Source organism: Stenotrophomonas sp. DR822 (assembly GCF_019793815.1).
Classification (GTDB): domain Bacteria; phylum Pseudomonadota; class Gammaproteobacteria; order Xanthomonadales; family Xanthomonadaceae; genus Stenotrophomonas; species Stenotrophomonas indicatrix.
This window is the reverse complement of record NZ_CP081826.1, coordinates 1,073,371-1,088,148: the sequence shown is the minus strand read 5'-3', so window position 1 is coordinate 1,088,148 and position 14,778 is coordinate 1,073,371. Positions and strand designations below refer to the sequence as shown.

Here is a 14,778-nt window from a genome sequence, read left to right as displayed (position 1 = left end):
CTGCCGTTTTCCATTTCCAGACAGGATGCTTGCAGCCATGACTCCCTTGATTTTCGTAACCGGCGGCGTGGTGTCCTCGCTCGGCAAAGGTATTGCCGCCGCGTCACTGGCCGCCATTCTCGAAGCGCGTGGCCTGAAGGTCACGATGATGAAGCTCGATCCGTACATCAACGTCGACCCGGGCACCATGAGCCCGTTCCAGCACGGTGAGGTGTATGTCACCGACGACGGCGCCGAAACCGATCTCGACCTGGGCCACTACGAGCGCTTCGTGCGCACCCGCCTGAGCCGCAAGAACTCGGTCACTACCGGTCGCATCTATGAGGAAGTGATCCGCAAGGAGCGCCGCGGCGACTACCTGGGCGCGACCGTGCAGGTCATTCCGCACATCACCGACGAGATCCGTCGCTGCATGGACGAAGCCACCGAGGGCTTCGACGTGGCCCTGGTGGAGATCGGCGGCACCGTCGGCGACATCGAGTCGCTGCCGTTCCTGGAGGCGATCCGCCAGGTACGCACCGAGCGCGGCCCGGAAAAGGCGCTGTTCATGCACCTCACCCTGGTGCCGTACATCGCTGCGGCGGGTGAGCTGAAGACCAAGCCGACCCAGCACTCGGTGAAGGAACTGCGCTCGATCGGCATCCAGCCGGACGTGCTGCTGTGCCGTTCGGAACAGCCGGTACCGGATTCGGAGCGTCGCAAGATCGCCCAGTTCACCAACGTCTCCGAGCGCGCGGTGATCAGCGTGCCCGACGTCGATGTGCTGTACCGCATTCCGATGGGCCTGCACGCACAGGGCCTGGACGAGATCGTCATCAACCAGCTGAAGCTGGCCGACAAGGCCGGCCCGGCCGACCTGTCGATGTGGGAAGACGCCGTCGATGCCACCCTGCATCCGCTGGATGCGGTGACCATCGCGGTGGTCGGCAAGTACATCGACCACCAGGACGCCTACAAGTCGGTCGGCGAAGCGCTCAAGCACGGTGGCCTGCGCCAGCGCACCAAGGTCACCCTGAAGTGGCTGGAAGCGCAGGACCTGGAAGGCAGCGACATGTCCGCGCTGGCCGATGTCGACGGCATCCTGGTGCCGGGTGGTTTCGGCGACCGTGGCTTCGAAGGCAAGGTGCTCACCTCGCAGTACGCCCGTGAGCACAAGGTGCCGTACTTCGGCATCTGCTACGGCATGCAGGCTGCGGTGGTCGACTACGCGCGCCACGTGGTGGGCCTGGAAGACGCCAACAGCACCGAGAACGATCGCCAGTCGCCTAACCCGGTGATCGGCCTGATCACCGAATGGCGCACTGCCACCGGCGACGTGGAAAAGCGTGACGACAAGAGTGACCTGGGCGGCACCATGCGCCTGGGCCTGCAGGAGCAGCGCCTGAAGCCGGGCACGCTGGCCCGCGAACTGTACGGCAAGGACGTGGTCGCCGAGCGCCACCGCCACCGTTACGAGTTCAACAACCGCTACCGCACCCAGCTGGAAGACGCCGGCCTGGTGATCGCCGGCAAGTCGATGGACGACACCCTGGTGGAAGTGATTGAACTGCCGCGCGACCAGCATCCGTGGTTCCTGGCCTGCCAGGCGCACCCGGAATTCCTGTCCACCCCGCGTGATGGCCACCCGCTGTTCATCGGCTTCATCCGTGCCGCGCGCGAGCGCAAGGCCGGCGGCAAGCTGCTGCAGGAAGTGCGCGCCTGACTTGTCATGGGGGCCGCCGGCCCCCATCTTGCTCGCTTCAACCCCAGCGCACCGGCACTGCCGGTGTAGCGGACAACAAGGAAACGCCATGAAACTGTGTGGATTCGAGGTCGGGCTGGACCAGCCCCTGTTCCTGATCGCCGGCCCCTGCGTGATCGAGTCGATGCAGCTGCAGCTGGATACCGCCGGCAAGCTGAAGGAAGTGACCGACAGGCTCGGTGTGAACTTCATCTTCAAGTCCAGCTTCGACAAGGCCAACCGCACCTCCGGCACGGCCTTCCGTGGCCCGGGCATGGAAGAGGGCCTGAAGGTGCTGGCCGAGGTCAAGAAGCAGATCGGCGTGCCGGTGCTGACCGACGTGCACGAATACACCCCGATGGACGAAGTGGCCTCGGTGGTGGACGTGCTGCAGACCCCGGCGTTCCTGGTCCGCCAGACCGACTTCATCCGCAAGGTGTGCTCGGCCGGCAAGCCGGTCAACATCAAGAAGGGCCAGTTCCTGGCGCCGTGGGACATGAAGCCTGTCGTCGAGAAGGCCAAGGCCACCGGCAACGAGCAGATCATGGTCTGCGAGCGTGGCGCCAGCTTCGGCTACAACAACCTGGTCAGCGACATGCGTTCGCTGGCGGTGATGCGCGATACCGGCTGCCCGGTGGTGTTCGACGCCACCCATTCGGTGCAGTTGCCGGGCGGGCAGGGCACCAGTTCCGGCGGCCAGCGCGAGCATGTGCCGGTACTGGCGCGTGCCGCGGTTGCCGTGGGCATCTCCGGCCTGTTCGCCGAAACCCATCCGGACCCGTCCAAGGCGCTGTCCGACGGCCCCAACGCGTGGCCGCTGGACCAGATGGAAGCCCTGCTCGAGACCCTGATGGAGCTCGACGCGGTGACCAAGAAGCACGGCTTCTCGCGCTTCGCGTGAGCCAGCACTCGCAGGCGGCGCTGGAGATCCAGCGTCGTCGCCGGCGCTGGCAGCAGTGGCCGTGGGGCCCGATCGCACTCGGCCTGGCATTGCTGTCGGTTTCGGGTGTGTTCGCCATCGGCATGCTGTTCGGTGCCGGCATGCGCCCGTCCAGTGCCGGCGGTCCGGTAGTGAACCTGATGCCCTTCGTCATCGCCCTGGCGGTGGCCGAAGTGCTGACCATTTCCGCAGGGCTTTTCGCCGCGGTGCTCGGCTGGCGCCTGAACCGGGGCAGGGTTACCGCTGCACTGGCGATGGTCCTGCTGTCGCTGTGGGCGGGCATCCTGCTGCACGATCTTCTTTGATGAATACGACGCCTGAACCCTCGCGCGGCTGGCCGTGGGGCCTGATCGCCCTGTTGCTGTCGGTGCTCGCCTGGGGCGGCCTGCTCGTGGGCGTGCTGGCCTTCGCCGCCAGCTTCCGTCCGCCGGGGGATGGCAACAACGGCGTGCAGGCCATGCAGTACTGGATGCTGGGCGCGCTGGTCACGCTGGTGCTGTCCTTCGTGGGCAGCCTGGTGGCGATGGTGATGGCCTGGCGACGTCGGCGCGGGCCGGTGTGCGCGGCCATTGCCGGAGCCCTGCTGGTGATGCTGGTGTCGCTGCTGCTGATCGTGATCGGGTCCAGCTGGGGCTGATGCCCATCACGCCATTTGGCAAGTGAGGGGTAGCCGGGGATAATCACGCGGCATTCGTTTTTGTCGCCCCCTCTCCATACAGGTAACCGGCCCGACCATGAGTACGATCCGCAGCATCCATGCCCGTGAAATCCTCGACAGCCGTGGCAACCCCACGCTGGAAGCCGAAGTCACCCTGGAGGACGGTTCGTTCGGTCGCGCCGCGGTTCCCTCCGGCGCATCGACCGGCACCAAGGAAGCGGTGGAGCTGCGTGACGGCGACAAGACCCGTTACCTCGGCAAGGGCGTGCGCAAGGCCGTCGACAACGTCAACGGCGCCATCGCCAACGCACTGAAGGGTTTCGAGGCCACCGACCAGGCCGGCCTGGACCGTCGCCTGATCGATCTGGATGGCACCGAGAACAAGGGCCGCCTGGGCGCCAACGCACTGCTGGGTGTTTCCATGGCTGCCGCGCACGCCGCCGCTGCCTCCAGCAAGCAGGCACTGTGGCAGTACCTGGCCGCCAAGACCGGCGCGACCCCGTCGCTGCCGGTGCCGATGATGAACATCATCAACGGCGGCGCGCACGCCGACAACAACGTCGATTTCCAGGAGTTCATGGTGCTGCCGGTCGGCTTCACCTCGTTCTCCGAAGCGCTGCGTGCCGGTACCGAAATCTTCCATTCGCTGAAGTCGGTGCTGAAGGGCCACGGCCTGAGCACGGCGGTGGGCGACGAAGGCGGCTTCGCGCCGGACTTCCGCAGCAACGTCGAAGCGCTGGACACCATCCTCGAAGCCATTGGCAAGGCCGGCTACACCGCCGGTGAAGACGTGTTGCTGGGCCTGGACGTGGCCTCCAGCGAATTCTTCGAGAACGGCAAGTACAACCTGGTCGGCGAGAACAAGCGCCTGACCTCCGAGCAGTTCGTCGACTTCCTCGCCGACTGGGCCGCGCAGTACCCGATCATCACCATCGAAGACGGCCTGGCCGAGAACGACTGGGCGGGCTGGAAGCTGCTGACCGATCGCATCGGCAAGAAAGTGCAGCTGGTCGGCGACGATCTGTTCGTCACCAATCCGAAGATCTTCCAGGAAGGCATCGATTCGGGCACCGCCAACGCGATCCTGATCAAGGTCAACCAGATCGGTACCCTCAGCGAAACGCTGGAAGCGATCGCCATGGCCGACCGTGCCGGTTACGCCGCCGTGGTCTCTCACCGTTCGGGTGAAACCGAGGACACCACCATCGCCGACATTGCGGTGGCGACCACCGCCACCCAGATCAAGACCGGCTCGCTGTGCCGCAGCGATCGCGTGGCCAAGTACAACCAGCTGCTGCGCATCGAGGAAGCCCTCGGTGCCGGCGCGCGTTACGCGGGTCGTGACGCGTTCGTGTCGCTGAAGCGCTGAGCCGATGCGCGACTGGCGCTGGCTGCTGTTGTTGCTGGCCCTGCTGCTGGCATGGCTGCAGTACCGTTTCTGGTTCGGCCCGGGCAATTCGGGTGAAGTGATGATGCTCGAAGCCCAGGTCGCCAACCAGGAGCGGGACAATGACGGCCTGCAGCAGCGCAACGATGCGCTTGCTGCCGAAGTGAAGGACCTCAAGGAAGGCCAGTCCGCCATCGAAGAGCGCGCGCGCAGCGAGCTGGGCATGATCAAGCCCGGCGAGAAGTTCTACCGCGTCGTGGAAGATGCACCGACGCGTCCGGCGCAGCCTGCGCCGGTTGTGGCCCCGGCCGGTGACCATCCGGCGGACGTGCCATGAGCGCGGCGATCTGGGTGGTTGTTCCGGCCGCAGGGCGCGGCACGCGTTTTGGTGCGCCGTTGCCCAAGCAGTACCTGCAGGCGGGCGGGCAGACCCTGCTCGCCCACACCCTGGACGCACTGCTGGCACACCCGGCCGTGGCCGGGGCGATGGTGGTGATCGGTGCGGACGATGCCGATTGGCCGGGCTGGAGCGAATGGGCCGGCAAGCCGGTGCTGACCTGCACCGGTGGCGCCACCCGCGCCGCCTCGGTGCTGGCGGGGCTGCAGGCCCTGCCGGACAGCGTGCGTGCCGATGAATTCGTGCTGGTGCACGACGCGGCGCGTCCGAACCTGTCGCAGGCCGATCTTGGCCGCCTGCTGGAAGTGGGCCGCACCGATCCGGTCGGCGCCATCCTGGCCGCGCCGGTACGCGACACGCTCAAGCGTGCTGGTGATGATGGTGGCATCGACGGCACCGAGCCACGTGAGCGCCTGTGGCGTGCACTGACGCCGCAGCTGTTCCGCCGCCACCAGTTGATCCGCGCACTGTCCGAGGCCGCTGCCGCCGGTGTCGATGTGACCGACGATGCCATGGCCATGGAGCGCCAAGGCCAGCGCCCGCTGCTGGTGGAAGGCAGCGAGGACAATTTCAAGGTCACCACCCCGGCCGATCTCGATCGTTTCGAATTCGTACTCTCCCGCCGCGCCGGCTGACCGCCCGCGCGGCCCTGCTGCAAGGGCTGCATCCATGAGCACCTCCCCGTTCCCGCCCGTCCGTATCGGCCAGGGCTACGACGTCCATGCCTTCGGTGAAGGCGACCACATCATGCTCGGTGGCATCGCGGTGCCGCACAGCTGCGGCGTGCTTGCGCACAGTGACGGCGACGTCATCCTGCACGCGTTGTGCGACGCCATGCTCGGTGCGATCGCGCTGGGTGACATCGGCCAGCACTTCCCGCCCACTGACGACCGCTGGAAGGGCGCGGACAGCAGCGAGTTCGTGCGCCATTGCGATGGCCTGCTGCGCGAGCGCGGCTGGCGTGTCGGCAACACCGACATCACCGTGATCTGCGAACGGCCCAAGGTCGGCCCGCATGCGCTGGCCATGCGCGAGCGCATCGGTGAACTGTTGCAGCTGCCGTTGGATGCGGTGAGCGTCAAGGCCACCACGTCCGAGAAGCTGGGCTTCACTGGCCGTGGCGAAGGCATCGCTGCGCAGGCGGTCGTGCTGCTGGTGGCCGCATGATCCCGTTGCCGCTCGCGTTCGGTGCACCGCTGCTGCAGGCGCGCATCCGCACCACGCCGGAAGATTTCCAGGTCGATGAGCTGCCCGCTTTCGAAGCGACCGGTGAAGGCGAGCATCTGCTGCTGCATATCCGCAAGCGTGGCGCCAATACGGTGCACGTGGCCAAGGTACTGGCCAAGTGGGCAGGCCTGCCGGAAATGGCGGTCAGCTATGCCGGCATGAAGGACCGCAACGCGGTCACCACCCAGCGTTTCAGCGTACATCTGCCCAAGCGCGTCGCGCCCGATCTGGCCGAGCTGGCCAGTGACGAGATCGAGGTGATCGACTCCACCTGGCACAACCGCAAGCTGCAGCGCGGTGCGCTGGCGGGCAACCGCTTCAGGCTGGTGCTGCGCGATGTGCAGGGTGATGCGGCGGCGATCGACGAGCGCCTGCAGCAGATCGCCATGCGCGGCCTGCCGAACTGGTTCGGCGAGCAGCGCTTCGGGCGCGATGGCGGCAACGTTCCCGCTGCGCTGGCGATGTTCGGTGGCCGGCGCATGCGCAAGGACCAGCGTTCGCTGCTGTTGTCGGCGGCGCGTTCGGCCTTGTTCAACCGCGTGCTGGCCGCACGCGTGGAGCAGGGCAGCTGGGACCAGCCGCTGCAGGGCGAAGTGTGGATGCTTGATGGCAGCCGCAGCGTGTTCGGCCCCGAGCCCTACAGCGACGTGCTGGCCGAGCGCCTGGCACGTTTCGACATCCACCCCAGTGCTCCGTTGTGGGGCGAGGGTGAGCTGCGCAGCAGCGACGCCGCCCGTGAGCTGGAACTGGCAGCGCTGGATGATGACGAATCCAAGGCGCTGCGCGGCGGCCTGGAAGAGGCGCGGCTGAAGCAGGAGCGGCGCGCGCTGCGGTTGCGTCCAGCGCTGCTGCAGCACCAGTGGCTGGCCGCTGACGTACTGGAATTGTCCTTCGCGCTGCCGCCAGGCTGCTATGCCACTGCGGTCCTGCACGAGCTCGGCCCGGTCGAAGACGCTTCGCAGGCCTGACGGAAATGGTGGCGGAGGCGAAGAGCATCCACGCATGGCGTGGATCCACTTTCCTCCGCCCGCCACAGTAGATCCACGCCATGCGTGGATGGGCCGTCAGTAGATCCACGCCATGCGTGGATGAATCCCACCGGCAGAACGTCAACGCCGCGCCAGCAGCACCAGCATGGCGCCGGTCCCGCCTTGCCCGGTCGGGGCGGAATGGAACGCCAGCACGTCGTTGCGCAGGCGCAGCAGGCGGTCCACCAGGTTCTTCAGCACCGGCGCACTCCCATCGGACTGCAGGCCCTTGCCGTGGATGATGCGCACGCAGCCGTACTCGTGGGCGTGGGCCTCCAGCAGGAACTGGCGCAGCATCATCTCGGCCTGCGCGGCGGTGGCGCCGTGCAGGTCCAGTTCGTCCTGCACCGAGTACTGTCCGCGCTTCAGGCGCTGGAACAGGCGTGGCGGCAGGTTGTCGCGCCGGTAGCTGGCAACGTCGCCCGCTTCCAGCGGAGCGTTGTCGCGCAGCAGCCGGGCGAACTCACCGGCGGCTTCCGCGTCGTCGCGCTCGGCCATGCGCGCACGCGGCCTGGGCCGCGGCGCAGCAGGGGCGGGCTCCACTTCCTTGCGCAGCGGCGTCACTTCGCCGATGGCGGCACGGAACAATGCAGCCGGATCTTCGTCTTCAGGGTGCGACATGCGCACAGGTTAAACCGCCTGCGCGGGTCTGCCTATGACCGTTGGATGTCGGCCGTGACAGCAGACAGGGTAGGACCCAGCGCCCGCTTGCGGCACAATAGTCGGCGCACTTGCGGAGCTGCCGCCTCCCTGGAGGAGACGGGCCGGCTTCGCCCACGTTGCAAGGTGACGGGATCGAATTCTTGGAAAATCAAGCGGTTAAATCGAAGATGCGCATCCTGGTCAGCAATGATGACGGTGTCGACGCGGCGGGCATCCGGATGCTTGCATCCGTGCTGCGCGAGGCCGGGCACGAAGTCACGGTGGTCGCACCCGACCGCGACCGCTCCGGTGCCAGCAATTCGCTGACCCTGGATCTGCCGATCCGGCTCAAGCGCATCGACCACTACACCGTGTCGGTGGCCGGCACGCCCACCGACTGCGTGCACCTTGCGCTCACCGGCCTGCTGGAATTCGAGCCTGACATTGTCGTGTCCGGTATCAACAATGCCGCCAACCTCGGCGACGACGTGATCTATTCCGGCACCGTCTCGGCGGCGATGGAAGGTCGTTTCCTCGGACTGCCTGCAGTGGCGGTGTCGCTGGTGACCCGTAACCACGACCCGAAGCATTTCGAGACGGCGGCGCGTGCCGCAGTGGAGATTGTTGCCCGCCTCAAGGCCGATCCGCTGCCGGCCGACACCATCCTCAACGTCAATGTGCCGGACCTGCCGTGGAGCGAGGTCAAGGGCTTCGAAGTCACCCGCCTGGGCAACCGTCATCGCGCCGAAGGCTGCATCGCGCAGAAAGACCCGCGCGGCAACGAGGTGTACTGGATCGGTCCGGCCGGCCGCGAGCAGGACTCCGGCCCGGGCACCGATTTCCATGCGGTGCGCACCGGCCACATTTCTATCACCCCGATCCAGGTTGACCTGACCCGCTACCAGGCACTGGAGAAGGTCGCCAGCTGGGTCGGCGGCCTCAGCGCCGCGCTGGACCGGCCGGCATGAGCCCACGCCTGCGCCTGCAGCCGGAAGCAGTCGGCATCGGCATGACATCGCAGCGCGTGCGCGACCGCCTGGTCGACCGCCTGCGCGAAGCCGGCATCGTCGACGAGTCGACGCTGAACGCGATCCGGGTGGTGCCGCGCCATCTATTCATCGATGAGGCCCTGGCCTCGCGCGCATATGAAGACACCGCGCTGCCGATCGGCCACGGCCAGACCATTTCGCAGCCGTGGGTGGTCGCGCGGATGACCGAGGCCGTGCTGCAGGTGGCGCCGAAGAAGGTGCTCGAAGTGGGTACCGGCTCGGGCTATCAGGCCGCCGTGCTCGGCGCGCTGGGGCTGGAGGTCTATACCGTCGAGCGCATCGGTGACCTGCTGCGGCAGGCGCGCAAGCGGTTCCGCGCGCTGGGCATGAACATCCGCACCAAGCACGACGACGGCCGCTTGGGCTGGGCCGAGCATGGCCCGTTCGACGCCATCGTGGTTACCGCCGCCGCACCGGCACTGGTCGATGCGCTGGTCGAGCAGCTGGCTGCAGGTGGCCGCCTGGTCGCCCCGGTCGGTTGCGCGGGCGCACAGTCGCTGGTGCAGCTCGACCGCAAGGATGACGGCAGCATCGAACAACGCGTGCTGGCGCCGGTCACCTTCGTGCCGCTGCTGTCTGGCATGCTCGATTGAATCCACGGAGCAGGGTTGCATGAAGATTTTCGGGCCGCTGTACGAGCGGGCAATGAAGTGGGCTGCGCATGAGCGCGCGCCGACTTATCTGATGGTGCTGAGCTTTTTCGAAGCCATCATCTTCCCGGTGATGCCGGAAGTGATGCTGGCGCCGATGTGCGTGGCCCAGCCCAAGCGCGGCTGGTGGTTCGCCACCCTCAGCCTGGCCGGCTCGATGGTCGGCGCGCTGATCGGCTACGCGCTGGGCCACTATGCATTCGAAGCGGTCAAGCCGGTGTTCGAGGCGCTGGGCATGCTGCCGGCGATCGAGCAGGGCATTGCTACCGTGCAGGCGAAGATGGTGGAGTCGCCCTGGGCGGTGTTCACCTTCCTGGTGCTGGGCGGCTTCATGCCGATTCCGATGAAGGTCTTCACGTGGGCATCGGGTATCGTCGGCGTGCCGATGCCGCAGTACCTGTTGAGCATGTTGATCGGTCGTGGCAAGCGCGTGTTCGTGCTGGCTGCGGTCATCCGTATCGGTGGTGCGCGCGCGGAAGCTGCGCTGCGCCGATGGATTGAACCGCTGGGCTGGATCGCCACCGCGTTGGTGGTGGTGCTGATCGCCTGGCTTGTATGGAGGTCGAAGTTCGCATGAGTGCAGATCGTCTGAGCAAGGGAGTGCGCATCGGCGCGCTGGCGTTGCTGGTATCCACCCTGGCCGCCTGTGGCACCGCCACCGTGGTCCGGCCCAGTGGCGGCGGCAGCAGTGGCGTCAGCACGCCGAAGACGTCGGTGCCCAAGCCGGGGCAGACGGTGGTCGTGCGCAAGGGCGACACCATCTATGCGCTTGCCCGCATCCACGACATCACGCCGGCCGACCTGATCGCCTGGAACAATCTGGACAACCCGTCGACCATTTACCCGGGGCAGGTGATCCGCCTGTATCCGGCCGGTTCCGGTGGCGGTCGTGCGCCGACCACCGTGGTCACCGCGCCGCGTCCGGCTGGCAGCACGTCTGGCGGCAGTACCGCGCCGACGCCGGTTCCGGCCGGTCCGGTCAAGAGCAACATCGCCTGGCGCTGGCCGGCCGATGGCGCAGTCGTGGGCCGCTACGTGGCCGGGGATGCGACCAAGCAGGGCGTGGACATCGCCGGCACCAGCGGTGCACCGGTGAAGGCCACGGCCAATGGCGTGGTGGTGTACTCCGGTGCCGGCCTGGTCGGCTATGGCGAGCTGATCATCATCAAGCACAGCGACCAGTGGCTGTCGGCCTATGGCCACAACCGCAAGCGCCTGGTCAATGAAGGGCAGAGCGTGAAGGCCGGCGAGCAGATCGCCGAGATGGGCCGAACCGGCGCCAACCGGGACATGCTGCACTTCGAGATCCGCTACAACGGCAAGCCGGTCGACCCGCAGCAATATCTGCCGGCGCGCTAGCGCGGGCAGATACGCGGGTAGCGCCGGGCCATGCCCGGCGGCTGTACGCCGCAATGGAGCGCTGCCCGAGCATGGGCTCGGACGCTCACAGATGCCGCGATTGCCTTGCGCCTGTAGAGCCGCGCCGTGCTCGTCTGCCTTTCGACCCGCAGCAGTATCTGCCGGCGCGCTAGCGCGGGCAGATACGGGTAGCGCCGGGCCATGCCCGGCGGCTGTACGCCGCAATGCAGCACTGCCCGAACATGGGCTCGGACGCTTACATATGCGCAACGTGTGTTTCAGGTAGCGCCGGGCCATGCCCGGCGACCTCGGGCCTCAGCCTTCCAGGATGAAGGCGGCCGCCACCTTGCGGCCTTCGCCGGCAAGGATGTTGAAGGTGCGTGCGGCAGCCGGATTGTTCATCACTTCCAGTCCGATGCCGCGCGACAGGCAGGCGGCCATGACAACCGCCGGCGGGAACGCCTGGCGCTCTCCGGTGCCGAGCAGTATCAACGCCGGCTTCAGTGCCAGGATCGGCTCCAGGTCAGCCAGCTGCAGCGCCGTGACGTCGGTCACCGGCCACTGTTCGACCAGCTGGTCCGGGGTCAGGAAGAAGCTGTTGCCCAGAACGCGATCATTCACCCGTGCCGAGCGACCGTCAGCGGCGCGCAGGCTGTAGGCGTAGTCGGGCAGTTCGTGGTTCAGCTGCATGGCAGGGTCCGATCAGCCGCGCGGCAGCACGATCTGGCGGTGTTCCTTGCTCGGGCGATACAGCACGGCCACATGGCCGATACGCTGCACCAGCGCACTGTCGGTGGCCTGCACGATCTCGCCGATCATCACGTCGCGGGCGTCACGGTCTTCGGCGGCAACCTTCACCTTGACCAGTTCGTGGCGTTCCAGCACTTCGTTCAGCTCGGTCAGGAAGGCCGGAGTGACGCCCTTGCCGCCGGTCTGCAGCAGGGCCTTCAGGTCGTGGGCTTGGCCGCGCAGGAAACGGGTCTGGGAAGGGGTCAAGGCAGTGGGCATGCAGAAAACACGGTTGAATGGGACGATCAGGGTATCATGGCGACCCCATCAGCCCCTATTTCCAATGGCTACCCGCAGCAAAAGCAGCCAGCGCTGGCTCAAGGAACACTTCTCCGATCCCTTCGTGAAGAAGGCCCAGGCCGAAGGCATGCGCTCCCGTGCGGCCTACAAGCTTGAAGAACTGCTCGAACGTGACCGCCTGCTGAAGCCGCACATGGTGGTGGTCGACCTCGGCGCGGCCCCGGGTGGCTGGTCTCAGCAGGTGCGGAGACAGATCGGCGATACCGGCCGTGTGCTGGCCCTGGACATCCTGGACATGCCGCCGCTGGCCGGCGTGGAGTTCCTTCACGGTGACTTCAGGGAAGAAACCGTCCTATCGCAGTTTGAAGCGATGCTCGGGGATCAGCCGGTGGACCTTGTGCTGTCGGACATGGCCCCCAATAAGAGTGGTGTGGGCGCGGTCGACCAGCCGCGGATGATGCACCTGGCGGAGCTGGCGCTGGATTTTGCCGACAACCACCTCAAGACCGGTGGGGCATTCCTGATCAAGCTGTTCCAGGGCGAAGGCTTTGACGACTACGTGCGCGAGATGCGCCGCCGGTACGACAAGGTCTCCATCCGCAAGCCGGAAGCCTCGCGCAAGCGCTCTCCCGAGGTGTATGCCTTGGGTCAGGGAAAACGCGCCCACATGAAGTAAGCTCGACCCCGTAAGCTCGACCCCAACGCAACGCCAGCACTAAGAGGAACACCGGAGCCAATGAGGATGAACGACTTGACCAAGAACCTCCTGCTATGGGTGGTCGTCGCCGTCGTGCTGATGGTGGTCTTCCAGAGCTTCTCGCCCAAGACCTCGGGGCCCGGGGCGCAGGGCGCTTCGTACTCGCAGTTCCTGGACCAGGTGGACACCGGCAACGTGCAGAAGGTCGCCTTCGGCGGCGATACGCGCGGCGGTACCAGCCAGATCACCTACACCACCCGTGGTGGACAGTCGTCCACCATCACCGCGCCGTTCGATCGCGACCTGATCAACGTGCTGCGCAACAAGAATGTCGAGATCGTGCAGGAAGAGCCGTCCAGCGGCATCTCCCTCGGCGCGATCCTGATGAATTTCCTGCCGGTCATCCTGATCATCGGCTTCTGGCTGTTCATCATGCGGCAGATGCAGGGCGGTGGCGGCGGTGCCAAGGGCGCGATGTCCTTCGGCAAGTCGCGCGCCAAGCTGCAGGGCGAAGACCAGATCAAGGTCACCTTCGCCGACGTTGCCGGTTGCGACGAGGCCAAGGAAGAAGTCGGCGAACTGGTCGACTTCCTGCGTGACCCGTCCAAGTTCACCAAGCTCGGCGGCAAGATCCCGCGCGGCGTGCTGATGGTCGGCCCTCCGGGTACCGGCAAGACGCTGCTGGCCAAGGCCATCGCCGGTGAAGCCAAGGTGCCGTTCTTCTCGATCTCCGGCTCGGACTTCGTGGAAATGTTCGTCGGCGTCGGCGCCAGCCGTGTGCGCGACATGTTCGAGCAGGCCAAGAAGCACGCGCCGTGCATCATCTTCATCGATGAAATCGACGCCGTCGGTCGCCACCGTGGTGCCGGCCTGGGCGGCGGTCATGACGAGCGCGAGCAGACCCTGAACCAGCTGCTGGTCGAGATGGACGGTTTCGAAGGCGGCGAAGGCGTGATCGTGATCGCCGCCACCAACCGTCCTGACGTGCTGGACCCGGCGCTGCTGCGTCCGGGCCGCTTCGACCGCCAGGTGGTGGTCGGTCTGCCGGACGTGAAGGGCCGCGAGCACATCCTCAAGGTGCACATGCGCAAGCTGCCGCTGGCCGACGATGTCGTGCCGATGGTGATCGCGCGTGGTACCCCGGGCTTCTCGGGCGCCGACCTGGCCAACCTCTGCAACGAGGCCGCCCTGTTCGCCGCCCGTGGCAACGAGAAGGAGGTCCGCATGGACCACTTCGATCGTGCCCGCGACAAGATCCTGATGGGTGCCGAGCGCCGCTCGATGGCCATGAGCGAGGAGGAGAAGACCCTCACCGCCTACCATGAAGCCGGCCATGCCATCGTCGGCCGCCTGGTGCCGGAACATGACCCGGTCTACAAGGTCACGATCATTCCGCGCGGCCGCGCGCTGGGCGTGACCATGTACCTGCCGGAAGGCGACAAGTACTCGATGAACCGCGTGGCGATCCAGTCGCAGCTGTGCTCGCTGTACGGTGGCCGCGTGGCGGAAGAACTGATCTTCGGTACCGACAAGGTCACCACCGGTGCGTCCAATGACATCGAGCGTGCCACCAAGATGGCACGCAACATGGTCACCAAGTGGGGCCTGTCCGAGCAGCTCGGCCCGATCGCCTATGGCGAAGAGGACGATGAGGTGTTCCTGGGCCGTTCGGTCACCCAGCACAAGAGCGTGTCCAACGACACTGCCCGTCGCATCGACGAGGAAGTGCGCAACATCCTCGACAAGGCGTACGCCCGCACCACCGAGCTGTTGACCGAGAACATCGACAAGCTGCACACGATGTCGCAGCTGCTGCTGCAGTACGAAACCATCGATGCGCCGCAGATCGACGCGATCATGGAAGGGCGTGATCCGCCGCCGCCGATGGGCTGGGGCAAGTCCAACAAGGATGGCGGCAACAACGACAAGGGTGGCGATGCCCGTCCGTTGCCGCCGATCGCCGGTCCGGCCGAATCGATCTGACGGCCTGCCGTA

Annotated in this window: 18 protein-coding genes; 15 read left to right on the top strand and 3 right to left on the bottom strand. The window is 66.4% G+C overall.

What is annotated here, in order from left to right; all coding sequences use genetic code 11:
• Positions 1-37: 37 nt before the first annotated feature.
• The 9 genes from K5K93_RS04975 to truD all read left to right on the top strand — a co-directional run bounded on the left by K5K93_RS04975 (position 38) and on the right by truD (position 7,297).
• Entirely contained in the window at positions 38-1,702 is a 1,665-nt protein-coding gene (locus K5K93_RS04975) for a CTP synthase (RefSeq protein WP_222389999.1), read from the top strand.
• Between the two features lie 88 nt (positions 1,703-1,790).
• Positions 1,791-2,621, top strand: a complete 831-nt coding sequence (gene kdsA / locus K5K93_RS04970) for a 3-deoxy-8-phosphooctulonate synthase (protein ID WP_012510652.1) — start codon at positions 1,791-1,793, stop codon at positions 2,619-2,621.
• Positions 2,618-2,965 (top strand): hypothetical protein, encoded by a 348-nt coding sequence (locus tag K5K93_RS04965; protein WP_222389998.1) that lies wholly within the window; start codon positions 2,618-2,620, stop codon positions 2,963-2,965. Before kdsA ends, K5K93_RS04965 begins: the two co-directional genes overlap by 4 nt.
• Positions 2,965-3,297, top strand: coding sequence for a hypothetical protein (locus K5K93_RS04960; protein WP_093820073.1), 333 nt, complete (start codon positions 2,965-2,967; stop codon positions 3,295-3,297). The genes K5K93_RS04965 and K5K93_RS04960 overlap by 1 nt, the downstream gene beginning before the upstream one ends.
• 97 nt (positions 3,298-3,394) lie before the next feature.
• Complete coding sequence (gene eno / locus K5K93_RS04955; protein WP_080149197.1) at positions 3,395-4,687, top strand: phosphopyruvate hydratase; 1,293 nt, start codon at positions 3,395-3,397, stop codon at positions 4,685-4,687.
• A 4-nt stretch (positions 4,688-4,691) separates the two neighbouring features.
• Positions 4,692-5,042, top strand: a complete 351-nt coding sequence (gene ftsB, locus K5K93_RS04950) for a cell division protein FtsB (RefSeq protein ID WP_093820071.1) — start codon at positions 4,692-4,694, stop codon at positions 5,040-5,042.
• A complete protein-coding gene (gene ispD, locus K5K93_RS04945) occupies positions 5,039-5,737 on the top strand; it encodes a 2-C-methyl-D-erythritol 4-phosphate cytidylyltransferase (protein WP_032976507.1) in 699 nt (232 codons plus the stop codon). Before ftsB ends, ispD begins: the two co-directional genes overlap by 4 nt.
• Positions 5,738-5,771: 34 nt before the next feature.
• Positions 5,772-6,269: a 2-C-methyl-D-erythritol 2,4-cyclodiphosphate synthase gene (gene ispF / locus K5K93_RS04940; protein ID WP_025878902.1), complete on the top strand. Its 498-nt coding sequence runs from the start codon at positions 5,772-5,774 to the stop codon at positions 6,267-6,269.
• Positions 6,266-7,297, top strand: coding sequence for a tRNA pseudouridine(13) synthase TruD (truD, locus tag K5K93_RS04935; protein ID WP_222389996.1), 1,032 nt, complete (start codon positions 6,266-6,268; stop codon positions 7,295-7,297). Before ispF ends, truD begins: the two co-directional genes overlap by 4 nt.
• 141 nt (positions 7,298-7,438) lie before the next feature.
• Here truD and K5K93_RS04930 read toward each other — a convergent pair whose 3' ends face one another.
• Positions 7,439-7,978 carry a Smr/MutS family protein gene (locus K5K93_RS04930; RefSeq protein ID WP_032976509.1) on the bottom strand — a complete coding sequence of 180 codons (540 nt, stop codon included), beginning with the start codon at positions 7,976-7,978 and terminating at the stop codon, positions 7,439-7,441.
• Positions 7,979-8,187: 209 nt separating this feature from the next.
• Between K5K93_RS04930 and surE the strand changes: the two genes are divergently transcribed.
• Genes surE through K5K93_RS04910 form a run of 4 tightly spaced genes read left to right on the top strand, consistent with a single transcriptional unit; the run spans position 8,188 to position 11,057 of the window.
• The gene (gene surE, locus K5K93_RS04925; protein WP_025878905.1) at positions 8,188-8,967 is read left to right on the top strand and encodes a 5'/3'-nucleotidase SurE; all 780 of its coding nucleotides are present in this window, start codon (positions 8,188-8,190) and stop codon (positions 8,965-8,967) included.
• Positions 8,964-9,641: a protein-L-isoaspartate(D-aspartate) O-methyltransferase gene (locus K5K93_RS04920; RefSeq protein ID WP_222389994.1), complete on the top strand. Its 678-nt coding sequence runs from the start codon at positions 8,964-8,966 to the stop codon at positions 9,639-9,641. Before surE ends, K5K93_RS04920 begins: the two co-directional genes overlap by 4 nt.
• A 19-nt stretch (positions 9,642-9,660) precedes the next feature.
• Positions 9,661-10,275 (top strand): DedA family protein, encoded by a 615-nt coding sequence (locus K5K93_RS04915; RefSeq protein ID WP_025878907.1) that lies wholly within the window; start codon positions 9,661-9,663, stop codon positions 10,273-10,275.
• The gene (locus K5K93_RS04910; RefSeq protein ID WP_093820063.1) at positions 10,272-11,057 is read left to right on the top strand and encodes a peptidoglycan DD-metalloendopeptidase family protein; all 786 of its coding nucleotides are present in this window, start codon (positions 10,272-10,274) and stop codon (positions 11,055-11,057) included. Before K5K93_RS04915 ends, K5K93_RS04910 begins: the two co-directional genes overlap by 4 nt.
• 315 nt (positions 11,058-11,372) lie before the next feature.
• Here the strand turns inward: K5K93_RS04910 and K5K93_RS04905 are convergent, their stop codons facing one another.
• Together K5K93_RS04905 and yhbY are read right to left on the bottom strand one after the other, a co-directional pair.
• Positions 11,373-11,747: an Mth938-like domain-containing protein gene (locus K5K93_RS04905; RefSeq protein ID WP_208082923.1), complete on the bottom strand. Its 375-nt coding sequence runs from the start codon at positions 11,745-11,747 to the stop codon at positions 11,373-11,375.
• A 12-nt stretch (positions 11,748-11,759) separates the two neighbouring features.
• Positions 11,760-12,065, bottom strand: coding sequence for a ribosome assembly RNA-binding protein YhbY (gene yhbY, locus K5K93_RS04900; RefSeq protein WP_025878910.1), 306 nt, complete (start codon positions 12,063-12,065; stop codon positions 11,760-11,762).
• Between the two features lie 64 nt (positions 12,066-12,129).
• On the opposite strand from yhbY, the gene rlmE reads away from it, so the two are divergent.
• Positions 12,130-12,762, top strand: a complete 633-nt coding sequence (rlmE, locus tag K5K93_RS04895) for a 23S rRNA (uridine(2552)-2'-O)-methyltransferase RlmE (protein WP_008265654.1) — start codon at positions 12,130-12,132, stop codon at positions 12,760-12,762.
• 66 nt (positions 12,763-12,828) lie between these two features.
• A complete protein-coding gene (ftsH, locus tag K5K93_RS04890) occupies positions 12,829-14,766 on the top strand; it encodes an ATP-dependent zinc metalloprotease FtsH (RefSeq protein ID WP_222389992.1) in 1,938 nt (645 codons plus the stop codon).
• The last annotated feature ends 12 nt before the right edge of the window (positions 14,767-14,778 follow it).